General features: G+C 66.9%; 29 protein-coding genes. 17 read left to right on the top strand and 12 right to left on the bottom strand.

The window, feature by feature from the left end; translation table 11 throughout:
* Positions 1–7: 7 nt before the first annotated feature.
* The gene (locus ACTIEY_RS18580) at positions 8–1135 is read right to left on the bottom strand and encodes an epoxide hydrolase family protein (protein WP_439520632.1); all 1128 of its coding nucleotides are present in this window, start codon (positions 1133–1135) and stop codon (positions 8–10) included.
* 157 nt (positions 1136–1292) lie between these two features.
* Here ACTIEY_RS18580 and gloA point away from each other — a divergent pair, with 157 nt between their 5' ends.
* Complete coding sequence (gene gloA, locus ACTIEY_RS18585) at positions 1293–1715, top strand: lactoylglutathione lyase (protein WP_439520633.1); 423 nt, start codon at positions 1293–1295, stop codon at positions 1713–1715.
* 8 nt (positions 1716–1723) lie between these two features.
* Positions 1724–2344 (top strand): glutathione S-transferase family protein, encoded by a 621-nt coding sequence (locus ACTIEY_RS18590; RefSeq protein WP_439520634.1) that lies wholly within the window; start codon positions 1724–1726, stop codon positions 2342–2344.
* Between the two features lie 15 nt (positions 2345–2359).
* Here ACTIEY_RS18590 and gph read toward each other — a convergent pair whose 3' ends face one another.
* The 7 genes from gph to ACTIEY_RS18625 are packed head-to-tail and all read right to left on the bottom strand — an operon-like array spanning position 2360 to position 8783.
* Positions 2360–3067 carry a phosphoglycolate phosphatase gene (gene gph, locus ACTIEY_RS18595; protein WP_439520635.1) on the bottom strand — a complete coding sequence of 236 codons (708 nt, stop codon included), beginning with the start codon at positions 3065–3067 and terminating at the stop codon, positions 2360–2362.
* Position 3068: 1 nt separating this feature from the next.
* Complete coding sequence (locus ACTIEY_RS18600) at positions 3069–3947, bottom strand: phosphoribulokinase (protein ID WP_439520636.1); 879 nt, start codon at positions 3945–3947, stop codon at positions 3069–3071.
* A 42-nt stretch (positions 3948–3989) separates the two neighbouring features.
* A complete protein-coding gene (locus ACTIEY_RS18605; RefSeq protein ID WP_439520637.1) occupies positions 3990–5075 on the bottom strand; it encodes a class 1 fructose-bisphosphatase in 1086 nt (361 codons plus the stop codon).
* A gap of 34 nt (positions 5076–5109) precedes the next feature.
* On the bottom strand, positions 5110–5877 hold the full coding sequence (locus ACTIEY_RS18610; protein WP_439520638.1) for an HAD-IA family hydrolase: 768 nt from the start codon (positions 5875–5877) through the stop codon (positions 5110–5112).
* A complete protein-coding gene (gene cbbX, locus ACTIEY_RS18615; protein ID WP_439520639.1) occupies positions 5870–6832 on the bottom strand; it encodes a CbbX protein in 963 nt (320 codons plus the stop codon). Before cbbX ends, ACTIEY_RS18610 begins: the two co-directional genes overlap by 8 nt.
* 14 nt (positions 6833–6846) lie before the next feature.
* Positions 6847–7293 carry a ribulose bisphosphate carboxylase small subunit gene (locus tag ACTIEY_RS18620; protein ID WP_439520640.1) on the bottom strand — a complete coding sequence of 149 codons (447 nt, stop codon included), beginning with the start codon at positions 7291–7293 and terminating at the stop codon, positions 6847–6849.
* Positions 7294–7313: 20 nt separating this feature from the next.
* Positions 7314–8783 (bottom strand): form I ribulose bisphosphate carboxylase large subunit, encoded by a 1470-nt coding sequence (locus ACTIEY_RS18625; protein ID WP_439520641.1) that lies wholly within the window; start codon positions 8781–8783, stop codon positions 7314–7316.
* Between the two features lie 105 nt (positions 8784–8888).
* Between ACTIEY_RS18625 and ACTIEY_RS18630 the strand changes: the two genes are divergently transcribed.
* The 14 genes from ACTIEY_RS18630 to ACTIEY_RS18695 all read left to right on the top strand — a co-directional run bounded on the left by ACTIEY_RS18630 (position 8889) and on the right by ACTIEY_RS18695 (position 21589).
* A complete protein-coding gene (locus ACTIEY_RS18630) occupies positions 8889–9839 on the top strand; it encodes a LysR substrate-binding domain-containing protein (RefSeq protein ID WP_439520642.1) in 951 nt (316 codons plus the stop codon).
* Positions 9840–10038: 199 nt separating this feature from the next.
* Entirely contained in the window at positions 10039–10287 is a 249-nt protein-coding gene (locus ACTIEY_RS18635) for a hypothetical protein (RefSeq protein WP_439520643.1), read from the top strand.
* 141 nt (positions 10288–10428) lie between these two features.
* Positions 10429–11685 carry an RNA polymerase sigma factor gene (locus tag ACTIEY_RS18640; RefSeq protein ID WP_439520644.1) on the top strand — a complete coding sequence of 419 codons (1257 nt, stop codon included), beginning with the start codon at positions 10429–10431 and terminating at the stop codon, positions 11683–11685.
* 13 nt (positions 11686–11698) lie between these two features.
* On the top strand, positions 11699–12067 hold the full coding sequence (locus ACTIEY_RS18645) for a YciI family protein (RefSeq protein WP_439520645.1): 369 nt from the start codon (positions 11699–11701) through the stop codon (positions 12065–12067).
* 97 nt (positions 12068–12164) lie between these two features.
* A complete protein-coding gene (locus ACTIEY_RS18650) occupies positions 12165–12959 on the top strand; it encodes an SDR family NAD(P)-dependent oxidoreductase (RefSeq protein WP_439520646.1) in 795 nt (264 codons plus the stop codon).
* Between the two features lie 200 nt (positions 12960–13159).
* The gene (locus tag ACTIEY_RS18655; protein WP_439520647.1) at positions 13160–13642 is read left to right on the top strand and encodes a Csu type fimbrial protein; all 483 of its coding nucleotides are present in this window, start codon (positions 13160–13162) and stop codon (positions 13640–13642) included.
* A gap of 5 nt (positions 13643–13647) precedes the next feature.
* A complete protein-coding gene (locus ACTIEY_RS18660) occupies positions 13648–14487 on the top strand; it encodes a fimbrial biogenesis chaperone (RefSeq protein ID WP_439520648.1) in 840 nt (279 codons plus the stop codon).
* On the top strand, positions 14450–16864 hold the full coding sequence (locus tag ACTIEY_RS18665) for a fimbria/pilus outer membrane usher protein (RefSeq protein ID WP_439520649.1): 2415 nt from the start codon (positions 14450–14452) through the stop codon (positions 16862–16864). The genes ACTIEY_RS18660 and ACTIEY_RS18665 overlap by 38 nt, the downstream gene beginning before the upstream one ends.
* The gene (locus ACTIEY_RS18670; protein ID WP_439520650.1) at positions 16855–17826 is read left to right on the top strand and encodes a Csu type fimbrial protein; all 972 of its coding nucleotides are present in this window, start codon (positions 16855–16857) and stop codon (positions 17824–17826) included. Before ACTIEY_RS18665 ends, ACTIEY_RS18670 begins: the two co-directional genes overlap by 10 nt.
* A 73-nt stretch (positions 17827–17899) precedes the next feature.
* Positions 17900–18490, top strand: a complete 591-nt coding sequence (locus ACTIEY_RS18675; protein ID WP_439520651.1) for a TetR/AcrR family transcriptional regulator — start codon at positions 17900–17902, stop codon at positions 18488–18490.
* Between the two features lie 71 nt (positions 18491–18561).
* Positions 18562–19269 (top strand): SDR family oxidoreductase, encoded by a 708-nt coding sequence (locus tag ACTIEY_RS18680; protein ID WP_439520652.1) that lies wholly within the window; start codon positions 18562–18564, stop codon positions 19267–19269.
* A complete protein-coding gene (locus ACTIEY_RS18685) occupies positions 19266–20624 on the top strand; it encodes an MATE family efflux transporter (protein WP_439520653.1) in 1359 nt (452 codons plus the stop codon). The genes ACTIEY_RS18680 and ACTIEY_RS18685 overlap by 4 nt, the downstream gene beginning before the upstream one ends.
* 34 nt (positions 20625–20658) lie before the next feature.
* Positions 20659–21084, top strand: a complete 426-nt coding sequence (locus ACTIEY_RS18690; protein WP_439520654.1) for a PaaI family thioesterase — start codon at positions 20659–20661, stop codon at positions 21082–21084.
* A 124-nt stretch (positions 21085–21208) separates the two neighbouring features.
* Entirely contained in the window at positions 21209–21589 is a 381-nt protein-coding gene (locus tag ACTIEY_RS18695) for a DUF4148 domain-containing protein (RefSeq protein ID WP_439520655.1), read from the top strand.
* A gap of 58 nt (positions 21590–21647) precedes the next feature.
* Here the strand turns inward: ACTIEY_RS18695 and ACTIEY_RS18700 are convergent, their stop codons facing one another.
* Positions 21648–22085: a PACE efflux transporter gene (locus ACTIEY_RS18700; protein ID WP_439520656.1), complete on the bottom strand. Its 438-nt coding sequence runs from the start codon at positions 22083–22085 to the stop codon at positions 21648–21650.
* A gap of 73 nt (positions 22086–22158) precedes the next feature.
* On the opposite strand from ACTIEY_RS18700, the gene ACTIEY_RS18705 reads away from it, so the two are divergent.
* On the top strand, positions 22159–23043 hold the full coding sequence (locus ACTIEY_RS18705) for a LysR family transcriptional regulator (protein ID WP_439520805.1): 885 nt from the start codon (positions 22159–22161) through the stop codon (positions 23041–23043).
* Positions 23044–23056: 13 nt separating this feature from the next.
* Here the strand turns inward: ACTIEY_RS18705 and ACTIEY_RS18710 are convergent, their stop codons facing one another.
* From ACTIEY_RS18710 to ACTIEY_RS18720, 3 genes are all read right to left on the bottom strand, one after another.
* Entirely contained in the window at positions 23057–23305 is a 249-nt protein-coding gene (locus ACTIEY_RS18710) for a hypothetical protein (protein ID WP_439520657.1), read from the bottom strand.
* A 72-nt stretch (positions 23306–23377) separates the two neighbouring features.
* Positions 23378–23542, bottom strand: a complete 165-nt coding sequence (locus ACTIEY_RS18715) for a DUF1328 domain-containing protein (protein WP_086126286.1) — start codon at positions 23540–23542, stop codon at positions 23378–23380.
* Positions 23543–23672: 130 nt separating this feature from the next.
* A complete protein-coding gene (locus tag ACTIEY_RS18720) occupies positions 23673–24305 on the bottom strand; it encodes a response regulator (RefSeq protein WP_439520658.1) in 633 nt (210 codons plus the stop codon).
* Positions 24306–24323: the final 18 nt, after the last annotated feature.

The raw sequence follows: 24323 nt of genomic DNA on the forward strand, positions 1-24323 counted from the left end.
GGATGCGTCACAGGTCTTTGGCAAAGTCCTCCAGATCGGCGCACAGCAGATCGCTGGCCTCGATGCCGGGGAAGTGCCCGCCACGGGCGTACTCGGTCCAGCGCTCGACACGGTAGATGCGCTCGACCAGCGAGCGAGGCGGAGCGGGGAACGCCGGGTCGCGCATGGCCGCGATGGCGGTGGGCACGTTCACCCGGCCACCGGCCGGAAACCCGGGCGCACCTTCCATGGCCAGACCCCGGTAGATCAGCGTGGCCGACGCGGCGGTGCCGCCCACCAGTTGAAGCAGCGTGTTGAGCACCAGGCGGTCCTTCCATTCGGGAGAGGCCATCTTTTCGCTCGGCGTGCCCATGCCGGGGTCCGACCAGGCCATGAACTTCTCGGCCTGCCAGGAGAGCAGGCCCACCGGACTGTCGCCGAGCAGAAAGGCCAGCGTGTGCGGCCGGGAAGTCTGCTGGCGGAAGTAGGCCCCGTCGTCCTCGAAGCGCTCGCGAAACCCCGCCAGCCATTGTTGTTCTTCAGGCCCCTGGACCGCAGCGGCCACGAAACGCGGGCTGATCATGCTCATGTGGATGCCTGCCACCTGCGGGGGAAAGTCGTTGCCCAGCCAGCTCGCCAGGATCGAGCCCCAGTCGGAACCGTGTGCGATGTATCGCGGGTAGCCCAGCACTTCGGTCATGAGCGCGTGCACCGCATGCGCCATCGCACGTGGCCCCATCAGCGTGGGCGACTTGTCGGAAAAGCCGGTGTTGGGCAGCGATACGACCACCACATCGCGCCCGCGAGCCAGGGTCTCGGCCACCTCGAGGTACTCCAGGTAGCTGCCTGGCCAGCCGTGCAGCAGCACCACGGGAAGACCCTTGCCGTCTGCGCTGCGCCGGTGGACGAAATGCAACCCCAGACCATTGACCTCTGCACGCCACTGCGGCTGCTCGTTAAGTCGCCGCAATTGGGCTTGCATGTCGAATCGATGGAGCCAGTGGTCGACCAAGCCGCGCAGGCTGGCTTCGTCCGTGCCCATCTTCCAGGGTTCGCTCCGGGGCAGTTCTGGCCATTCGTAGTCCTTCAGGCGCTGGGTGATTCGATCGAGTCTTGCCTGCGGCACCTCGATCCGGAATTCCTTTGGCTGGCTCATCAGGTCACCTCTCTGGGTTGCTTGAAAAGCCGCATTGTTGACATGACAACCATCGATGGCAAGTAGTCAAAACACTGTTGACATGGCAACTCATCATCGTTAGGCTTTGAGTTGCTGTTGCAACTCAAATGCAGCCCTCTTTTTTTCAGGAGACGACATGACCCCCACTTCTGCCATTCCCCACCGCGTGATGCACACCATGGTCCGCGTGCGCGACCTCGACAAGTCGCTGGACTTCTACACGCGCCTGCTCGGCATGAACCTGCTGCGGCGCAAGGACTATCCCGAGGGCCGCTTCTCGCTGGCCTTCGTGGGCTACGGTCCCGAGATCAACCACGCCGTGATCGAGCTCACGCACAACTGGGATCAACCCACCGACTACGACATCGGCAACGGCTACGGACACATCGCCATCGCGGTCGAGAACATCTACGCCGTCTGCGAGGAGCTCAAGGCCAAGGGCGCCAAGGTGATCCGCGAAGCCGGGCCGATGAAGAACGACACGTTGCACCTGGCTTTCCTTCAGGACCCGGACGGGTACAAGATCGAACTGATCGACGCCAAGACGGTCGCCGCCTGAGCAGCTCCATGATCGACTTCTACACCTACCCGGGCCCGAACAGCCGCAAGGCGCAGATCATGCTGGAGGAGGCCGGCGCCCCCTACACGGTGCGCACGGTCGACATCACCAAGGGCGAGCAGTTTGCGCCGGACTTCCTGCGCATCTCGCCCAACAACAAGATCCCGGCCATCGTGGACCACACCGCCGCCGGGCCGGTGGCCGTGTTCGAAACGGCCGCCATCCTGATCTACCTCGCTGAGTCGTCCGGGCGTCTGCTGCCCGTTGACCCTGCGGCCCGCGCCAGCACCCTGGCCTGGCTGATCTGGGGCACCAGCAGTCTCGGTGGAGCGTTGCCTCAACTGCACCACTTCGTGGATTCCACGGACAAGGTGCCTTCGGCCATCGAGCGCTTCGCGAACGATTGCGTGCGCATGTTGAAGGTCCAGGAGCGACGGCTTTCTGAAGTCGAGTTCCTGGCGGGCGAGTACTCCGTGGCGGACATTCCCTCGTTCTGCTCCACCGCGGGCTGGTTGTCGCGCGTCAAGGCGTTGTCCAACGGCGCCCTGGGCGATACGCCCGCCACACACCGATGGCTGAAGGCGGTGGCCGAACGGCCGGCGGTTCGCAAGGTGATGGCCGGCGGCTGACCACCGGGCGGGGGTTCAGTCTTCGGTGGGCGATGCGTACGCCGGCAGCAGCGCCGCCAGCGCCGAGAAATCCGAGATCACCCGGTTGGGCCGGCTGTCTTCAATGGGCTGGCCCATGTTGTAGCCGTAGGTCAGTGCCCACACGGCAATGCCGGCGTTGCGTGCCGTGGCCACGTCGATGCTGGAGTCGCCCACAAACAGCGCGCGTTCGCGGGCGATGCCAAAGCGCATGAGGCAATCGTCCACCGCCGCCGGGTGCGGTTTCTTCACGGCCAGGGTGTCGCCACTGATCACGCGGTGGAACAGCGGCGTGAGATGGTGCGCATCCAGCACTACCTGGGTGTAGCGGTCTTCCTTGTTGGTGACCACGGCCAGCTTCACGCCGGCGGCCTTGAGCGCCTGGAGCATCAGCACCACGCCCGGGTAGGGTCGACTGCGCGTGCCGCAGCGTTGTTCGTAGTGCAGGCCGAACACGGCTTCGATGGACGGGAACGTGGGGCTTTCGCGCACGGCCCTGGCGTCGATGCCGTCCACGAACGCCAGTGCCTGCACCAGCAGTTCGCGTGTGCCGTGGCCGATCCAGTCGTTCACCTGCTGCTGCGTCACGGCGGCGCGGTCGAAGGCGACGAGCGTGTCGTTGACGGCGTCGGCGATTTCCGGCGCGGTCTCGATCAGCGTGCCGTCCAGGTCGAACAGGATGAGGTCGTAGGGATAGCCTTTCATGTCAGGCCACCCAGCGTTTCTGGCGTTCCATCATCCGCCACACAAAGGGCGTGAAGATGAGCTGCATCGCCAGTTCCATCTTGCCGCCCGGCACCACGATGGTGTTGGCGCGCGACATGAAGGAGTCGTGCACCATGTTCAGCAGGTACTGGAAGTCGATGCCCTTGGGCTTGGCGAAGCGGATCACCACGAAGCTCTCGTCGGGTGCGGGTATCTCTCGCGCAATGAACGGGTTGGAGGTGTCCACGCAGGGCACGCGCTGGAAGTTCACGTGCGTGTGTGCGAACTGCGGACAGATGTAGTTCACGTAGTCGGGCATGCGGCGCAGGATGGTGTCGGTCACGGCTTCGGTGCTGTAGCCGCGTTTGGACTTGTCGCGCCAGAGCTTCTGGATCCATTCGAGGTTGATGACCGGCACCACGCCGATGAGCAGGTCGGGGTGCTGGGCGATGTTGACCTCGGGCGTGATCACCGCGCCGTGCAGGCCTTCGTAGAACAGCAGGTCGGTGCGCGCGGGAATGTCTTCCCAGGGCGTGAAGGTGCCCGGTTCCTGCTGGTAGGGGGCGGCCTCCTCGGCGTCGTGCAGGTACTTGCGCGACTGGCCCGTGCCGTTGCGCCCGTAGTTGGCGAACAGCGCTTCGAGTTCGGCGAACAGGTTGTTCTCGGGGCCGAAGTGGCTGAAGTTGCGGTTGCCGGCGCGCTCGGCCTCGGCCTGGCGCAGCTTCATCTGCTGGCGGTCGTGGCGGTGGAAACTGTCGCCTTCGATGATGGCGGCGGTGATGCTTTCGCGACGAAAGATGTTCTCGAACGTGCGGGTGACCGATGTGGTCCCCGCACCGGACGAGCCGGTGATGGCGATGATGGGGTGGCGCTCAGACATGGGAATGCCCTGTGAAGTTGGAATGCGGTGCGCTCAGCCATGTCAGACGCGGAACAGGCTGCGCTCATGGAACAGGGGGTTGTCGGAGTCCTTGCGGATGGGGTCGGCGTGGTAGCGCTCGATGCGCTCCACCTCGTTCCTGGAGCCGAACACCAGGCCGATGCGCTGGTGCAGCGACTCGGGCTTCACTTCCAGCATGGGCACGCGGCCGGTGCTCGCCCTGCCCCCGGCCTGTTCCATGATGAAACCGATGGGGTTGGCCTCGTACAGCAGACGCAGGCGGCCGGGTTTGCTGGCGTCCTTGGTGTCTCGCGGGTAGAGGAACACGCCGCCGCGCATCAGGATGCGGTGCGCCTCGGCGACCATGCTGGCGATCCAGCGCATGTTGAAGTCCTTGGCGCGCGGCCCGGTCTTTCCTGCGAGGCATTCGTCCACGTAGCGTTTCACAGGCGCTTCCCAGAAGCGGCTGTTGGACGCGTTGATGGCGAACTCCTGGGTGTCCGCAGGCACCGTGAGATCTGGGTGCGTGAGCATGAATTCGCCCAGGTTCGGGTCCAGCGTGAAACCGGCCACGCCGTTGCCCACGGTGAGCACCAGCATGGTGGTGGGGCCGTACAGCGCGTAGCCGGCCGCCACCTGCTGCGTGCCGGGTTGCAGGAAGTCGGCCTCGGTCACGTCGCGACCGTCGGTGGCGGGTGCTCGCAACACCGAGAAGATGCTGCCCACCGACACGTTGACGTCGATGTTGCTCGAGCCATCGAGCGGATCGAACACCAGCAGGTACTTGCCGCGCGGGTACTTCGCCGGGATCTGGTAGGGCAGGTCCATCTCTTCGGAAGCCATGCCACCCAGGTGCCCACCCCACTCGGTGATGCGCACGAAGTACTCGTTGCTCAGCACGTCCAGCTTCTTCTGTGTCTCGCCCTGCACGTTGACCGAACCGCCGGCTTCGGCAGCGTGGTTGCCGAGCAGGTCGCCGAGCGCGCCAAAGGCCACGGCGCGCGCGATGGCCTTGCAGGCCATGGCCACGTCGAGGATGAGCGCGTTGAAGTCGCCACTGGCCTCGGGGAACCGGCGGCGCTGCTCGATCAGGTACTGCGTGAGGGTTCGGCGGCCGGTGAGTGGCATGAGGTGCTCCGCGTAGGGTGTGTGGATGGAGGGCTCAGGCCGATTCGAACAAGGTGCCCGCGTGCCAGCGGCGCAGGGCCGCGAGCGTGACCCAGGGCTCGTCCATGCCGGCCACGCCCAGTGGCAGGCGCAACGTGGGTTCACCCAGGTGCGGCAGCACGAGCATGGCGCTGTCGAAACGCTGGCCGACGGTGAACACGGTGGGCGTCACCAGCGTCTGCAGGCCCGCGGCAGTGGCCGCCTGCAGGCCGTTCTCGGAATCTTCAAAGGCCAGGCAGGCCTGCGCGGGCAGGCACAGCTCGGCCAGCACCTGCTGGTACACCAGCGGGTCGGGCTTCTTGCGCGACGCCGTGGACGCATCGCCCATGGCGGAGAAGTGGCGTCGCCACTCGGCGCCCAGCGGGGTGCGCAGCAGGGCGTCCACGTTGATCGGCGTGGTGGTGGTGGCAATGGCCAGCCGCAGGCCGGCGGCCAGCGCCTCCAGCATCACGCGCATCACGCCGGGGCGCAGCGGCAGCTGACCACCGCTCACGCGGCTTTCGTAGATGCGGGTCTTGATGGCGTGGATGCGGTCGACGCGCTCGCGCAGTCTGGCGCCGCGCGGTGCCGAGGGATCGACCTGGCGCCAGTGGTGGGCAATGCGTTCCTTGCCGCCCGACACCTTGAGCAGGCGGGTGTAGGTGTCGTCGTCCCAGTGCCAGTCCAGCCGTTCTTCGGCAAAGGCTTCGTTGAAGGCGGCCTGGTGCGCGGCCTCGGTGTCGGCCAGCGTGCCGTCGACGTCGAAGATGAGGGCTTCAAGCATGGGGCACTCCTTCGCCCTGAAACAGGCGGCTGCCCAGGATGTCGGCGGCTTCCAGTGTGGTGAGCTCTTCGGCCGTCCACTCGCGCTCGGGCTGCGAGAACAACCGGCTGGCCTGACGCAGCCGCGCGCGGTCCAGCGCGTTGCGCACGCTGCGCGCGTTGGCGAAATGGGGTTGCGCCAGGCGCAGGCCCAGGTAACGCTCGAACGCCTCGGCGGCTTCGTCGCTGAAGCGCTGGTCCTGCCCGGCCAGCATCTGGTGCGAGATCTGCATCAACTCGTCGGCGGCGTAGTCGGGAAACTCCAGGTGGTGCGCGATGCGCGAACGCATGCCGGGGTTGGACTGAAAGAACGTGTCCATGCGGTCGGCGTAACCGGCCAGGATCACCACCAGGTCGTCGCGGTGGTTCTCCATCATCTGCAGCAGGATCTCGATCGCTTCCTGGCCGTAGTCGCGCTCGTTCTCGGGGCGGTAGAGGTAGTACGCCTCGTCGATGAACAGCACGCCGCCCATGGCTTTCTTCAACACCTCGCGGGTCTTGGGCGCCGTGTGGCCGATGTACTGGCCCACCAGGTCGTCGCGCGTCACGGCCACCAGATGACCTTTGCGCACATAACCCAGTCGGTGCAGGATCTGCGCCATGCGCAGCGCCACCGTGGTCTTGCCGGTGCCCGGATTGCCAGAGAAGCACATGTGCAGGCTGGGCGCCTGCGACGCCAGACCCAGGCCGGTGCGCAGCTTGTCGATGACCAGCAGCGCCGCGATGTCTCGCACGCGGGCTTTCACCGGCGCCAGGCCCACCAATTGATCGTCGAGTTCCTGCAGCACCGCCTGCACCTGCGTCTGCGCCAGCACCGCGCCCACCGAGCGCGGGGCATCTGCCGCCGGCGAAGGCGCAGGCGCAGAGGCCTCCGGTGCTTCGACCGGTGGCGTGCTGCCGGGGATGACGTAGGACATGGCGGATGGCTCGCTCAGGCCGCGTCGCGGTACCGTTCACCCTCGGGACGGTCGGTGCCGTAGCCGCGGGTCGTGTAGCGCAGGCTGCGGCCATTCACTTCCTGGCGCTCCAGCATGAAACCAGGCTCGCTGGCGGGTCGGTTGACGATGAAGCTCATCACGATGGTCTCGACGTTGCGCGTCGAGTCGAACGCCATCATGCGGATGTAGTGGCGCGGGAACGCCTTTCGGCAGGCGTTCAGCTCCTGCATCACGCCGGCGGCGTCGTGCAGGTCGAACATGGGGTTGCCGTACATGCTCCAGTAGGTGTTGCGCGGGTGCGGGTCGTCGGTGTATTCCACGCTCCACGCATAGCCGCGCTTCAGGCCGTATTCGATCTGCGCGGTGATCTCGGCATCGGTGAGGTCGGGCAGGAAGCTGAACTGGCCCTGGGTCACGCGGCCGGTGGGGTTGGTCATCATGGTGTGGGGTCCTTCGTGGTTCAGGCCAGCGCGGGGGTGTTGACGTAATCGCTGCTGTCGGTGCTCTGGTAGTTGAAGCTGATCTCGCCCCAGGTATCGAGGGCGGCCTTGAGCGGGCTGCAGTGCTGCGCGGCGCGCTTGAGGATCTCCGGGCCTTCCTGCAGGATGTCCCTGCCTTCGTTGCGCGCCTTCACCATCGATTCAAGGGCGACACGGTTGGCCACGGCGCCGGCCTGGATGCCCATGGGGTGGCCGATGGTGCCGCCGCCGAACTGCAGCACCACGTCGTCGCCGAAGAGGTCGATGAGCTGGTGCATCTGCCCGGCGTGGATGCCGCCCGAGGCCACCGGCATCACCTTCTTGATGTCGGCCCAGTCCTGCTCGAAGTGGTTGCCGCGCGGCAGGTCGACCTTGGTCACGCTGTTGCGGCACACGTCGTAGTAGCCCTGCACGGTGAGCGGATCGCCTTCGAGCTTGCCCACCGCCGTGCCGGCGTGGATGTGGTCGACGCCGGCCAGTCGCATCCACTTGGCGATCACGCGAAAGCTCACGCCGTGGTTCTTCTGGCGCGTGTAGGTGCCATGTCCCGCGCGGTGCAGGTGCAGGATCATGTCGTTCTTGCGCGCCCAGTTGCTCATGCTCTGGATGGCCGTGTAGCCGATCACCAGATCGATCATCACGATCACGCTGCCCAGGTCCTTGGCGAATTCGGCGCGCTCGTACATGTCTTCCATGGTGGCGCCGGTCACGTTGAGGTAGCTCCCTTTCACCTCGCCGGTATCGGCGCTGGCCTTGTTGACGGCGTCCATCACGAACAGGAAGCGGTCGCGCCAGTGCATGAAGGGCTGGCTGTTGATGTTCTCGTCGTCCTTCATGAAGTCCAGGCCGCCCTTGAGCCCTTCGTACACCACGCGACCGTAGTTGCGGCCCGAGAGACCCAGCTTGGGTTTGGTGGTGGCGCCCAGCAGCGGGCGACCGAACTTGTCGAGCCGCTCGCGTTCCACCACCAGGCCCGTGGGCGGGCCCTTGAAGGTCTTCACGTAGGCCACGGGGATGCGGATGTCCTCCAGCCGCGCGGCCTTCAGCGGCTTGAAGCTGAACACGTTGCCGATCAGGCTGGCCGTCATGTTGGCGATGGACCCCTCTTCGAACAGGATCAGGTCGTAGGCCACCCAGGCGAAGTACTCGCCCGCGCGGCCGGGCACCGGCTGGACCTTGTAGGCCTTGGCGCGGTAGCTGTCGCAGGCCGTGAGGCGGTCGGTCCATACCACGGTCCAGGTGGCGGTGCTCGATTCGCCGGCCACGGCGGCGGCGGCTTCCTCGGGGTCCACGCCGTCCTGCGGCGTGATGCGGAAGAGGCACAGGGTGTCCGTGTCCTTGGGCACGTAGTCGGGCATCCAGTAACCCATCTGCTTGTACTTGAGCACCCCGGCGCTGTAGCGCTTTCTGGCATCGGTGATCTCGGTGGAGGCAGAGGGGGTGTCGCTCATGAAGGGCTCCGGAAATGGGGTAGGTCGGGGGTGAAATGCACTTTAGGTTTCACCCAAAACAAAGTAAATTCACGTTTCCTTGAACTTCAGTTAAGTGATTTCTGAATGAAGAACGCCACCTTTCGCCAATTGCGGGTGTTCAGCGAGGTGGCTCGCCACCTCAGCTTTGCGCGCGCGGCGCAGGTGCTGCACCTCACGCCGCCGGCCGTGACCATGCAGGTGAAGGAGCTGGAAGGCCATGTGGGCATGCCGCTGTTCGAGCGCACCGGCCGCAAGGTGGCGCTCACCACGGTGGGCGAGTACATGCTGGTCTATGCGCGAAAGATGCTGGCCACGCTCAAGGACGCGGAAGACGCGGCAGCGCGCCTGCAGAAGCTGGAGAGCGGGACGCTGGTGATCGGCATGGTCAGCACGGCCAAGTACTTCCTGCCGCAGTTGCTGGCCGAATTCCGGCGCGAGCACGGAAGCATCGACATCCGCCTGGCGGTGAGCAACCGCGAGCAACTGGTGAAGATGCTGCACGCCAACGAGGTGGACATCGCCATCATGGGCCGCCCACCCAAGGAGCTCGCCACGCGCGCCGAGCCGTTTGCGGCCCATCCGCATGTGTTCGTGGCGCCGGTGAACCACCCGCTGGCGCGCGCCGGCCATGTGCCGTCGGCGGTGCTGCGCGAATACGACTTCATCGTGCGCGAACCGGGCTCGGGCACGCGTGCCGCCATGGAGAAATTTCTCACCAGCCAGCAGGTGGAGCTGCGCGTGATCATGGAGATGGCCAGCAACGAAACCATCAAGCAGGCGGTGATGGCGGACATGGGACTGAGCTTCCTGTCGCTGCACACCATCGGCCTGGAACTGAGCAACCGGCTGATTGCCGTGCTCGACGTGGAGGGCGCACCGGTGGTGCGCGGCTGGAACGTGGTGCACACGCTCTCCAAGCTGCTCTCGCCAGCGGCGGAGGCGTTCCGCTACTTCGTGCTGGAGCGCGGGGAGGCGTTTCTCGCAGAAAACTTTCCCGCCGGATTCGTCGGCGCGCCGACCCGTCCGGGGGGCTGAAACCGGTGGGTCCGGCAAGGGCCGGGCACGCCGTTTGCCGACTCACGGGGTCCGTCGTGAGAATTGGCACGCGTCCTACAAAGCACCCGCACGGACGGTCATATTCTTGCCTCGCAACGGTGGCAGCATGTGATCGCAAGTCCTGAATCGCGTGCCGTCGGCCCCCTTTTCATCGACGAGTTTTCCAGGAGCGCAAATCGTGTTGGCCTACAAGATCTATGGTTTGGAACCGGGCTTTGCTGAAGGACTGGTGTTCTACAGCTGCGTGCAGGACCTGCAGAATCACCCGGACCTGTGGCTCGACGAGTGTCCCTACATCCAGCCGCAGTTGTGCGCGCGGTTGCCGCAAGGTTTGCGCGTCGAACTGGCTTGCGAAGACGACAAGGCTTCCCGTTCGCTGATGGTGCGGCCGCAGCTCACCGCACACGCGGCGGCGCAAGCCGCCTGACGCGCTCCTGCGGCTCTCAAACGCACCGCCAGCGGCAGGCGGTGCACGCAGCGAGAGCTGCGGCGACGAGCGGGTGTCGGTATCCTCGTTCCTGGTGCGTCCTTGGAACACGGCACCACTTCCGGGCCACCTCTCCTCGCCATGACCGACTCCGCCGGGATCCACCACAGTCTGAACAGTGCGCGGCCCACCGCCCTGGCCTCGCTGCTGCGTTTCTTTCGCGACCTCGACCTGGCCGAAGAATCCCTGCAGGAGGCCTGCGTGCGGGCGATGCGGGCCTGGCCACAGGCAGGCCTGCCGCGGGATCCGGTGGCGTGGCTCGTGCTGGTGGGACGCAACGCAGGCATCGACGAGTGGCGAAGGCGCGCGCACCACGTCGAATTGCCGGATGAGGAGTTGCTCTCGGAGCTGGACGACGCCGACCCTCGATGGATCGAGCGGCTGGAGCGGTCCCGGTACCGCGACGACGTGCTGCGCCTCCTGTTCGTCTGCTGCCATCCGGCCCTGCCGGTGGCCCAACAGATGGCGCTGGCGCTGCGTGTGGTGTCTGGCCTGTCGGTCGCTGAAATGGCACACGCTTTCCTGGTGAGCGAAGACGCGATGGAGCAACGCATCACGCGCGCCAAACGACGCGTTGGCGAGCTGCGCGTGCCTTTCGAGGCACCCGGCCGCGTGGAGACCGCGCGCCGGCTCTCGACCGTACTCGCCACCCTGTACCTGGTGTTCAACGAAGGCTATGCTGCCAGCGGCGGTGAAGACCCTCTGCGCCCGGCGCTGTGTGAAGAGGCCATCCGGCTGACGCGTCTGCTGCACCAGCTGTTCGGCGAGGAGCCGGAGGTCGCGGGGCTGGTGGCGCTGATGTTGCTGCAACACGCCCGCGCACCTGCGCGGCTCGATGCGCATGGCGACTTCGTGCTGCTGGAATGGCAGGACCGAGCGCAGTGGGACCGCGACCTGATCGAACAAGGACTGGCCTACCTGCACGACGCGCTGGCGCGCCAGGCGCCCGGCCCCTACCAGCTGCAGGCGGCCATTGCCGCGACGCATGCGCAGGCGCGCAGCGCCGAGTGCACCGACTGGGCCGAGATCGACCGGCTCTACGCGGCGCTGGAGGTGTTGCAGCCTTCCCCCGTGGTCACGCTGAACCGCGCGGTGGCGGTGTCGAAGGTGCGGGGCGCGGGCGCCGCGCTGCGCCTGGTGGACCCGCTGACCACGAGCCTGGCGGGCTACTTTCACTTTCACGGTTTGCGCGGCGCCCTGCTGCACGAACTGCACCGCGACGACGAGGCACGCGCCGCGCTGGAATGCGCGCTGAGTCTGGCGCGCACACCCGCAGAACAACGGCACATCCACGCCCGCCTGTCTGCCCTGCCACCACCGGGCGCAGCCCGAGCCTGAGAGAGGAACCCAGATGCTGTATTCGATCCTGATCTACGGCTCTGAAGCCGCGGTGGCCGCCTGGACCGAGCAGGAGGAAGCCGAGGTGATGGGTCGGCACGCCGAGCTGCGCAAAGAGCTGCTGGCACGCCAACGGCTGGGTCCGGTGATGCGGCTGGCGCCCCCGGCCAGTCGGGCGACAGAGACGGCTCCCGTCACCGACGGACCGTTCGCCGAGACCAAGGAACAGCTGCTGGGGATCTACGTGATCGACTGCGATTCGCAGGCCGAGGCCCACAGCGCCGCGCGGCGCCTTGCATTCGATTCCGCGGTGTTCGTCGTGCGCCCCATCGTCGCGTTTGCGCCCGGGGTTCTGCCGGTGCAGGGCATGGAGCCGGACTGATCGCTCGCGGTCGATGTCGGAAAACATCCCGCACCGACGTCCTTGTTGAGCGAGCGGCGGCATCCCGCCAGCCGGCGCACATGACAAGGAGTTCCCCATGGTTCTGGAAGGACGCACGGCCATCGTCTACGGCGGTGGCGGCGCAGTGGGTGGCGCGGCGGCCCGCGCATTCGGGCGCGCAGGCGCTCAGGTGTTCGTGGTGGGTCGGTCCGCGCCCGGGCTTGAAACGGTGGTGCACGACATCACCGCCGCAGGCGGCAACGCGCACTGGAACACGCTGGACGCGCGGGACGCGACCGCGGTGGAACGGCATGCGGCGCAGGTGGCCGAGAGCGCCTCGGGCGTCGACGTCGCCTTCAACGCCATCGGCGTGGCGCACGTGCAGGGCGTGCCGCTGGAAGGCCTGTCGCTGGATGAATTCGCACTGCCGGTGGACACCTACATCCGCAGCAGCTTCACCATCGCCAGGGCGGTCGCACCGCACATGGTGCGCCGCCGGCGAGGCGTCGTGCTGTCGCTCACCACGCCGGCATCCCGCATGGTCGGCCCCGGCTTCCTGGGCCACAGCGTGGCCTGCGCGGGAGTTGAAGCGTTCTCTCGGCATCTGGCCGGCGAACTCGGCGCCAGCGGCGTTCGCAGCGTGTGCGTGCGCTCGCACGCGATCCCGCAGACCCTGCCACGGGGCTCGCACGCGGGGCCCGTGTTCGCGACCGAAGCCCGGCGCCTGGGCCTGACGGTCGACCAGATGCTGGAAGGCGCGGCGACCGGCACCGTGCTCAAGCGCCTGCCCACGCTGGACGACCTGTGCGCCACGCTCACCTTTCTGGCCTCCGACGGCGCCGCGGCGATCTCGGGCGTGGTGGTGAACATGAGTGGTCTGGTGCTGGACTGAGTTGCGCTGCGGTGGAAATGGCCTTGGCGCCAGAAGTGCGTTGCGCCGACCCGTTTCTGCATCTGGTACCGCAATACGCGCACTTGATGTCTTTCGTACTTCTGCGACAGCGGCTTCATTAGCCTTCCGACTAGGCCATGAAAAGCTCGAACACTTCGGTTCGAGTCCGCATGCGCCGCTGAACCTCGGAAGGACCCATCATGCTCAGCCTGCGCCACCTGTCGATCGTCACCACCTGCCTCTTGAGCGCCTACGGTGCCCAAGCCGCCACGGACACCGTCAACCTCAACGTCAAGGTCACCATCACCGCCACCTGCGACATCCACTCGGTGCCGTCGACGGACGTGGATTTCGGCAGCATCGCCTCCACCGCGACCGACACCGACGCCGCCGGTGCACTCAGCGTGAACTGCACGCCGGGCACGGACTACACCATCGGCCTGGACGCTGGCGAGAACTTCGGCGGTGGCGAGCGGCGGATGATCAAGGGCAGCGACTACGTGGCCTACGAGCTCTACCGCGACGGCGCTCGGTCCCAGGTCTGGGGCAACGACCTGGCGGGCTCCCTGTCCGGCACCGGCACCGGCTCGGACCAGAACATTCCGGTGTATGGCCGCATTGCCACGGCGAACTCGCCGGCCGGTGACTACGCGGATGTCGTGATCGCCACGGTGACCTACTGATCGCGATGTCGGGTCGTGTGACCACCCCCGCTGCGCGCGGGGGTGAGTGCAAGCGCTGGCGCGTCGCCCGGTGGTCGGGCCTGGTCTTTGGCGCCGCCCTGGCCATGGGTTCCGCTTCGGCCAGTGGCCTGCAGGCCACTCCGGTGCTGCTGGAGTTCACGCCGAACCAGCGGGCGCAGGCCGTCTGGCTGAGCAACACGTCGAAGCAGCCGCTGAAGGCCCAGGTGCGGGTGCTGGGCTGGCGGCAGGCCGACGGCGAGGAAACGCTGGAGCGCACGACCGAGCTGGTGGCAAGCCCACCGCTGGTGGAGATTCCGCCAGGGCAGACCCAGATCGTGCGGATCGTCCGCACACCCGCCAGCCGGCCACAGGCCGAGTCGGCCTACCGCCTGCTGGTCGACCAGTTGCCCGAGTCCGCTGCGCGAACCACGCCGCAGGAGGCGTCGCGCCCGGGTGGCGTGCAGTTTCTTTTTCGCTACGTGATCCCCGTGTTTGTGGCGCCCACAGGCGGGACCGACACCGCACTTGCCAGCGCACCCGGGCCCGCACCCGCCTCTCTGGTGAGCGCTCGACTCGCGCTGGCAGGCGACCAGAAGGCGCTGCTGACGATCCGCAACAACGGCCCCCGACGCGTCAAGTTCAGCGGCATGACGTATGTGGACGCGGCCAGCGGCGAGCGGCAGGTGTTCGCCGCCGGCCTGTTCGGCTACGTGCTTTCCGGCGCGGCCAGGCAATGGACCGTGCCGGTGCCGGCTTCGCTCCAGCGAATCGACGGCACCCTCCAGGCCAGGATCAACGAGGACGACCATGAGACGGTCTTGGCGCAGGACCCGGGTCAACCTTGACACCGCTGCCTTCCTGTTCGTGTCCGTGCTGCCGTGTGCGACCCTGGCCCAGGCCATGCCACCGGAAGCCGCCGCGCAGGTTCTCTACCTCGAAGCGCGTGTCAACCAGGTGCCGACCCCGGGTCTCGTTCGTCTGACGGTGTCAGGCGGGCAGGTGTGGGCAGACCGCCAGGCGATGGGCGAGCTGGGGCTGAACGCCGACGCGCTGCCGCCAGGGATCTGGCAAGGCGACCAGATCCGACTGGACCTGCTGCCCGACGTTCAGGTGGATTTCGATGCGCCCCGCCAACGGCTGAACGTGCTCGCTCCGGTGGGCCTGCTCGATCGCAGCACGACCCACACCAGCCAGGTCGCTCAGAAGCGGCTGCTGCCGCAGCAGAACTCCGCCGCCTCTGGCTGGTTGCTCAACTACGACCTGCATCTGCAACGCACGGCGCGCGGCGCAGATGCGTCCACGCATTTCAACGCCTGGACGGAGTGGCGCCACTTCCAGCCATTCGGGGTGTTCAGCCACACCCTGCTCAGCCAGTGGTCGCAGCGGACGACGACGCCGGGCGCCGGGCTGTCGCACCTGCGCCTGGACACGTCCTGGCGCAGCGACTTCACTGCGCAGGGCACGTCGCTGGTCCTGGGCGACACCGTCACCTCATCGCTCTCATGGACGCGCCCCGTGCGCATTGGCGGCTTGCGATGGGGGACGGACTTCGGGCTGCAGCCCTACCGCTCCACCACGCCGTTGACACGCTTCGAAGGCCAGGCGGTGCTGCCATCCACCGTGGACCTGTACGTCGATGGTTTGTTGAAGGAGCAACTGCAGGTGCTGCCCGGCGCTTTCACCATCGAGAGCTTCACCTCTGTCAACGGCGCGGGTCTGGCGCAACTGGTCATCACGGACACCACGGGCCAGCGCCGCACGCTGGATGTCCCCATCTACGGCACGGTGGAACTGCTTCGCCAGGGGCTCGTGGACTGGTCGCTCGAAGCCGGCGCCCTTCGCCAGGCCTACGGGCGCGAGTCCAACTCGTACGCGTCCGGGGCGGTGGCCAGTGGATCGTGGCGCTACGGGTGGAGCGATGCGCTCACGGTGGAAGGCCAGGCGCAGTGGGGACAGGGCGTGAAGTTGCTCGGCCTGGGGGGTGCCACCCGGGTGGGCGCGCAGGGCGGTGTGTTCCATGCCTCGCTGGCCGCCAGCGACGCCGCCGCGGGTTTGTCAGGCCGGCAAGCCAGCGCAGGCTACCAGTGGGATGCGCGCCCCTGGCGTTTCTCGGTGCGCAGCCAGAGAGCCTCGGCGCATTTCCGCGACCTCGCCCTGGCCGGTGGCTCGCCCGCGCCGCGCAGCAGCGACCGGGCGTTCTTCGGGTTCAGCCAGGCGGGATGGGACATCGGCACCGCAGCGGTGCGCCAGCGCGATGCCAGCGGACAGGATCTGCGCCTGGCCAGCGTGGCGCTGACGCGGCAGCTCACTGGCGGGCTGCGCTGGACCGTGGGGCTTTCAGAAACCCGGTCGACCCGCACGGACACGCGATTGAGTTTCCTGCTCAGCGTGCCGCTGGGCCAGGGCCTCACGCTGTCGACTTCGGCACAACGGCAGGACGGAGACGCCGCCTGGGGTTGGCAGGCCAGCCAATCCGCCCTGCACGACGACGACTGGTCCTGGCGCGTCGCCCAGACGGGCCCGAAAGGCGCGTCGCAGGTGAACCTCAGCCGGAACACCCCTGTAGGGCAATGGGCGGGTTCGGTTGATCGCTACAGCGGTGGTGCAAACGCGGGCTCCACGTCGTCGTTCAGCACCTCGTTCGGCGGCGCGGTCGCGCTGATGGACCGCCGCGCGTTCCTGACCCGGCGCATCGACGATGCCTTTGCCCTCGTCTCCACGCCCGGCCTCGAGGGCATTCCCGTGAGACTGGAGAACCGGCCCATCGGCCGCACGGATTCGCGCGGCCACCTGCTGGTGAACCGGTTGAACGCCAACCAGCGCAATCAGATCTCGGTGGACCTGCTGGACCTGGCCTACGACGTGTCCGCTGCGCCCACGACCCTCCACGCCGTGCCGCCGCGCTACAGCGGCGCGCGGGTGGACTTCGCCTTCCAGCGGGTGGTGTCGGCGCGCGCCGCCCTGCGCGATGCGCACGGCGGGCCCCTTCCCATGGGCCGTGCCGTGGTGGTGGAGGCGATTGGTCCCACCACGCCCGACCGTCCGGCCATGAGCGTCTTTTCGCAAGTGGGCCACGACGGCGAGATCCTCATCGAGAACCCGGTGCCGGGATCCCTGCTCAAGGTCGAATGGCCCGGCAGCAAGGCCTGCCGCATCCGGTTGCCAGATGCCCTCCCGGAATCGGCGGGCCAGATTCACCTGGGAGACATGACATGCGATTGACGTGCCGGCTTCGTACCGTGCGGTGGGTTTTCCTCGCGGGCCTGCTGGCGTCTGCCTTCAGCTCGGTGCAGGCCCAGAGCTGCTGGGTCAGCGGCGGCATTGGCTTGAACTTCGGCGCCATCAGCGCCACCAGCCCGACCGACACGCAGACCAACCTGCCTTTCACCTGCGGGAGCGGGTCCACGCCGGCCTACGTGCGCGTGTGCATGTACATCGCGGGCGGTTCCCCCGTGCCGGACGTCAATCCACGCCGCATGACGAACTACAACGGTTCCTACCTGCAGTACAACCTGTTCTCGGATGCCGCGCGCACCCAGATCATCGGTCCCTTCGGTGGCGGGTTTCCGGAGTACACCTGGACCCTGCTGATCCCGGGGTCTGGCGGTTACGGACAGGCGTCGGGTTCGCTGCCGATCCACGGCCGTGTGTTTGCAGGACAGGGCGCGCTGCCGGCGGGCAACTACCAGGCCCAGATACCCGACGGGCAGCTGCGCTATGTGTTCGGCTCGGGTGGCTATCCGGCCAACTGCTCCAGCGGCTCCAACATCAGCCTGGGGTTCTCGGGCAACCATGCCAACGTGCCCTCCGGCTGCCAGATCACCGCGGTGACCGACCTGGACTTCGGCACGCTGGCGTCCTCGCTCACCGGTGCGCACGACCAGGCCGCTTCGGTCACGCTGCGCTGCCCCGGTGGAACGGCCTGGCAGATCGGCATGGACAACGGCCAGCACCACGCCGGCAACCGCCGCATGCGCAACGGCGCGGGCGGCTACATCGGCTACGGCATCTACCGCGATGCCGCCAGGACGCTTGCCTGGGGAAACAGCCTGGGCGTGAACACCGTCTCCGGCACAGGCACCGGCTCGCCCACACCGGTCACCATCCACGGCCGCATTCCGGCGCAAGGCGGTGTGTCGTCGGGCTCGTACACCGACACCGTCATCGTCACGCTGACTTACTGAACCGGGCAGGAATGACCGGATTCAGATGATGGTCATCATATGATGATCGTCATATTTCGGCTACACTCCCGCCATGGAAATCGCACCCAACCGCAAGGCATTGACCCACGAGCGCATCCTGGACACGGCGGCGCGCGTGATCCGTCGCGCCGGTTTCAACGGTGTGGGCGTGGCCGACATCATGAAAGAGGCGGGCCTTACGCACGGCGGTTTTTATGCCCACTTTCCTTCTCGCGACGCGTTGCTGGCCGAGGCCCTGGTGCACGCCGGGCGGCAGAGCGCGGAGCGCATCGCCAAAGGCAGTGCCACCCGCCAGGCGCGCGGCGCCAGCCCGTACCGCGCGCTGGTCGAAGGCTATCTGTCTGAGCGGCACCTGAGCGGCACCGAGAACGGTTGCGCCGTGGCCGCGCTGGCCTCCGAGATGCCGCGCCAGTCGCCCGAGGTGCGCAGCGCCGCCGCGCAGCGCGTTCGAGGCCTCATCGAACTCGTCCAGCAATCGCTCCCCGAAGAAGCCGATCCAGCCCGCGCCATCACCATCGCGAGCCAGATGGTGGGCGCCTTGCAACTGGCCCGCGCCGTGGGTGACAACGCCGAGGGCAGGGCGCTGCTCGCCGCCAACCGCGATGCCTTGCTGGCACTGTTCGAACCGCCTTCCGTTTCCTGATTCGCTGTTCTCTCTTTCCACTCGACCCGATTTATGACGGTCATCATATTCATCAACACGGATCCATCACCATGAAGCTTCAGAACGCCACGCTTTTCATCACCGGTGCCAACCGAGGCATCGGCCTGGCCTTTGCACGCGAGGCTCTGGCGCGCGGCGCGCGCAAGGTGTATGCCGGTGCCCGAGACCCGTCCAGCGTGACGCTGCCGGGTGTGGAGCCGGTGGCGCTGGACGTGAATGACGACGAACAGGTCGCCGCGGCCGCCAGGCGTTGTGGCGATGTGACGCTGGTCATCAACAACGCGGGCATCGCCGCGTTCGGTGGCTTTCTTGCGGATGGCGGCGTCGAGTCGGCCCGCCGGCAGATGGAGACGAACTACTTTGGCCCCCTGCGCGTGACGCGGGCTTTCGCGCCGGTCCTCGCCGCCAACGGCGGCGGTGCGGTCCTCAATGTGCTTTCGGTGGCGAGCTGGATCAGTTCACCCACGCTCGCCGTGTACGGCGCGAGCAAGTCGGCGGCGTGGTCACTGACGAACGGCCTTCGCATCGATCTGCGCGCGCAGGGCACCCAGGTACTGGGCCTGCACATGGGTTTTGTGGACACGGACATGACGCAGGGCATCGCGATGCCCAAGACGTCGCCACTGGACGTGGTGCGCCGGGCCTTCGATGCGCTGGAGGCCGGTGCCGAGGAGGTCCTGGGCGACGAGCTCACACAGCACGTGAAGCGAGGCCTCTCCGTCGAGCCCGGGATTTACCTGCAGGACGCGCGCGCGTGAGCGCTGCCCTGGCCCAGGCACGCGTGCAGCAGATGCTGCATGCGCCGCTGCTGCCCACGTTGCTGCGCCTGGCCACGCCCAACGTGATGGGCCTGTTCGCCATGACCGTGGTGATCGGCTACGACGGCTACATCCTCGGGCGCCTCGGTGCCGATGCGCTGGCGGGCATTGCGCTGGTGTTTCCGCTGTCCATGCTGATGGTGCAGATGTCGGCCGGCGGCATCGGTGGTGCGACCACCGCCGCCGTGGCGCGCGCGCTCGGCGGCGCACGCAGTGAAGACGCCAGCCGCCTGGCGCAGCAGTCGGTGCTGCTCGGCGTGCTGCTGGCTGCGCTCTTCATGGCCGTGCTGCTGGGGGCTGGTCGCGGCATCTACAGCGCGATGGGCGGCCGCGGATCGGCGCTGGAGACCGCGCTGGCGTATTCGAACGTGCTTTTCGGCGGCGCTGCGGTGATCTGGCTCACCAACGTGCTGGCCGCGGTCGTGCGCGGCGCGGGCAACATGCTGCTGCCTTCGTTGATGCTGCTGGGCACCGCGGTGCTGCACGTGGTGTTGTGTCCGCTGCTGGTCTTCGGCTGGGGCCCGGTGCCGGGCCTGGGCGTGGCGGGCGCTGCCGCCAGCACGCTCACCGTCAATGCCCTGTCGGCCCTGGTGATGGCCCTCTACCTGTTGCGCGCCGATGGCGCCGTGCACCTGAACCGCACTCCCTGGCGCGTGCACAGACCGCTGATGCGCGACATCCTGCGCGTGGGTCTGCCGGCTTCCATGAGCCCGGTGATCAGCAACGCGTCGATTGCCGCGGCCACCGCCTTCGTCGGCAGCTACGGCACCGCCGCGCTGGCGGGCTATGGCGTGGCCGCACGGCTGGAATACATCCTCGTGCCCATTGCGTTTGGCTTTGGCACCGCGCTCACCGCCATAGTCGCGACCAACATGGGCGCGGGCCAGTCCGCGCGCGCCCTGCGCGTGGCCTGGACGGGTGGCGCGATGGTGGCCGCCATCACGGGCGTCATCGGCCTGGTCACCGCGGTTGCGCCTTCGCTGTGGATGGATCTGTTCACGAGCGATCCGGCGGTGCTCGCTTTCGGCGCTTCGTACCTTCGCATCGTGGGCGCCTGCTACGCCTTCTTCGGCCTCGGCCTCGCGCTGTTCTTCGCCTCGCAAGGCGCCGGCCGCATGTTCTGGCCACTCACGGCCAGCGTGGGCCGGCTGACGGTGCTGGTGATCGGCGGCTGGCTGTGCGTGCATGTGCTCCAGGCGCCTCCTGCCGCGTTCTTCGGCGTGGTGGCGTTCAGCCTGGTGGTGTACGGTGCCACCCTGGCCATCGCCATCCGGCTGGGCAGCTGGACCCGCTGAGTTTTGCCATCCACACCCCAACGAGGAGACCCACATGAACCGTACCACTGTCGACGAATGGAACCAGCGGGGAGAAGGCGCGCTGCCCGGCCACCTCGGTCTGGTGGTCACGCACCTGAGTGCTGAAGAGGTGCGCGCCGAACTCGATGTGCGGCCCACCACCATGGCGCCCAACGGCTTCCTGCACGCAGGCAGCATCGTGACGCTGGCCGACACCTGCTCGGGCTACGGTTGCGTGGCGAACCTGCCGCAGGGTGCCAGTGGCTTCACGACCATCGAGCTCAAGAGCAACCACCTGGGCACCGCGCTCACGGGCACCATCGAATGTGTGGCGCGCCCCGCGCACCTGGGTCGCACCACGCAGGTGTGGGACGCAGTGGTCACGCACCGCGAGACCGGCAAGACGATCGCCTTGTTCCGCTGCACGCAGATGGTGCTGTACTCCAAGGCCGCGGCCTGAGCGCAGGCAAAGTTGTCAGAAAAGGTATCGGGCGCGAAATGAGTTGAATCCAGCGGCGCGCCGGGGACGTATTCAGTGGGCAACCAACGCCGGCTCGCCGGTAACCACTGAAAGGAAACTCCTCATGAAATCCGCACGCATCTCCCTCATCGCCCTGTCCATCGCCGCCGCCACCGCAGGCAGCGCCTTCGCCGCCGGTGGCTCCATGCCCATCGCCAATGGCGAAATCGGCTCCACGCTTCAAGTGAAGAAGCAGCAGATGGAAGACACCCGCATGGGCAAGTCCCGCGCAGAAGTGGCCGCGGAACTGCGCAACGCCAAGGCCAATGGCACGCTGATCGACAACGGCGAAATCGGCTCCACCCTGCAGGTGAAGAAGCAGCTGATGGAGAACACCGGCATGAGCAAGAGCCGCGCCGACGTCGTGGGTGAACTGCGCAATGCAGAGGCCAACGGCACGCTGATGGCCAACGGCGAACTCAGCAACCTGCAGCGCTTCAACTGATCCTGAGCCACTGCCACAAGCAGCCGCGCGTGCAAACGCGCGGCTGTCGGCCGTTCGATCAGGCCCCTTGCACCGTCGGCAGCGCAGACGCCGGCAAGCCGAACACCCGGTCGAACAGCAGGTTGAACACGAAGGTGTAGACCAGGAAAAACACGATCAGCCCCAGGTCCAGCACAAAGGCCTGCCAGAGCGAGATCTCCAGCCACCAGGCGAACAACGGCACCAGGGTGAACACGAGCCCACCCTCGAAGCCGATGGCGTGCGCGACACGGCGCCCCAAGCTGCGACCGCGCGTGGCCTGTCGGCTTTCCCAGCGCTCGAACAGGGTGTTGAACACCAGGTTCCAGACCACCGCAATCGCGGAGGCCGCCACCGCCGCCACACCGGCATGGCCCATGCTCGCCCCGGCCAGCAGCGCCAGCCCCACGCTGGAGCAGGCGATGGCGATGAGCTCGTAGAGCGTGACGTAGACGATTTTTCGTTTGATGCCTTGCATGCGGCGCAGTTTAGGTGCGTCTGGCTGACGGGTGAAGTCAGTTACTTTCAAAAATTCTGATATGTTGCAGCCCATGGCCTTCAACAGCGACAACGTGCGCGTGTTCCTTGCGGTCCTGGATACGGGCTCGTTCTCGGCCGCTGCCCGCTCGTTGGGACGCGTGCCATCGGCCGTGAGCATGACCATTGCGCAGCTCGAAGCCGAGCTCGATCTCGCCCTGTTCGATCGCCGAACGCGCGAACCCCGCCCCACCGACGTGGCACGTGCGCTGGAGCCGCAGGCCAGGCAACTCGCCAGCCAGTTGCGCCAGCTGCAGGCGCACGCGCAGGAACTGCATCTGGGGCTGGAGAAACGACTCACGCTGGCCATCGCGCCCGAAGTGCTGTCGGTGCCGTGGAGCCAGCCGCTGGCCCGGCTGGCGCAGGAGTTTCCGTCGCTGGATGTGGAGGTGCTTTCAGCACCCCAAGCGGCCGCGCTGCGCATGCTGCATGCAGGCGAGGCGCAACTGGCGCTGGTGTTCGAACGGCCGGGGACGGACGAACGCGAGAGCTTTCAGGAACTGGGCCACGAGACGCTGGTGGCCGTGATGTCGCCTGACCATCCCGACGCGCGCACGCGCCAGGATCGGCTGAGCTTGAAGGATTTGTTGGATGTCCGTCAGATTGCGGTGGCCAGCCGGGATGCCGACGGTGCCGATCCACGGCTGCTGGTCGCCCGCCAGATCTGGCGCACCGACAGCCATCTCGCCACGCTCAGCCTGGTGCAGGCTGGACTCGGATGGGCTTATCTCCCGCAGCGCCTCGTGGCCCCGCTGGTCGCGTCAGGGCAGCTGGTGGAAATCCGCTTTGGCAACATGAGCAACCAGCTCAGGCTGTGGGTGGATGTGGTCTGGCAGAACGACCAGCCGTTGGGCCTCGGAGCCAAGCGCTTCATCGAGCTGATGCGCCTGGCGGCCTGAGGCACCGTGCAAGTCAGTAGTTGCTGCGCGAACGGCCGAGCCAACCGATCAGCACGGCGGCGAGCGCGCCCAGTGCCACGGCAGCGACCAGCGATTTCACGGGCTCGTCACGCACATAGCCGACGGTCTGGTCGCCCACGCGCGAGGCCTGGTGGCGCAAGGTGTCGATGCTGTGGTGCGCGGCGCGCGCCACGCGGTCGGACACGTCGCTGGCGGTGTCGATGGCCTGGCGGGTGAGGTCTTGTGACTGGGTCTTGAACATGGTGGACTCCTGTGAAAAAGTGAGAAGGTCTGAATGCGCGAGGACTGAGGCGCGACGGAGGCGCAGGGACGGTCAGCGCTTGCGCACCAGGTCTGCCACCAGCGACACCAGCGCCAGAATGAGGAAGACACCAAAGAGGATCTTGGCGATGCCAGCGGCGCCCGCAGCAATACCGCCAAAGCCAAGCACGGCAGCGACCAGGGCGATGATGAAAAAGACGACGGCGTAGTGCAGCATGAAGCTCTCCTGATGGGTTCGCAACGACCATCATTGCGATGCGTCCACTGTAGGGATCGGCGCTCAAATCGCCTGCAAGCCAAACCCGCGCGGGCTTGTAGGACCGCGCCGACTGCAGGGCGCGGGAACCCTACTGGATCAGGCCGTTCTTGAGCGCGTAGTAGGTGAGATCGCTGTTGCTGGCGAGCTTGAGCTTCTCCAGCACGCGCGTGCGGTAGGTGCTCACGGTCTTGACGCTGAGGAACATGTTCTCGGCCATGTGGCCGATGGTCTCGCCTTTGGCCAGGCGCAGGAACACCTGGAGTTCGCGCTCGGAAAGCAGCTCATGCGGTGGACGCTCGGCCTCACCCACCGCGCCATCGGCGAGCAACTCAGCCACCGCTGGGCTGATGTAGCGCCGGCCGCGCGCCACCGTGCGGATTGCATTGACGATCTCTTCAGGCGCACATTCCTTGTTGAGATAGCCGCTCGCGCCATGGCGCAAAAGCGTGGTGGCGTACTGCGCCTCGGGGAAACCGCTGAGGATCAGCACGTGCAGATCCGGGAAGCGCGCCTTGATGGCCTGCAGCGCGTCCACACCGCCATGCTCGGGCATGGAAATGTCCATCAGCAACACATCCACTTCGCCGGTGCGCGCCAGCTCAAGCGCTTCCCGGCCGTTGTTGGCTTCTCCCGTGACGCGCAGGTCGACATGTTCGGTGAGGAACTGGCGCAGTCCGGAACGCACGATGGCGTGGTCGTCGACGATTCCGACTTTGATCATGTGAGCCTCTGGGAATGC

The sequence above is a fragment of the Hydrogenophaga sp. genome (genome assembly GCF_051858985.1).
GTDB lineage: Bacteria > Pseudomonadota > Gammaproteobacteria > Burkholderiales > Burkholderiaceae_C > Hydrogenophaga.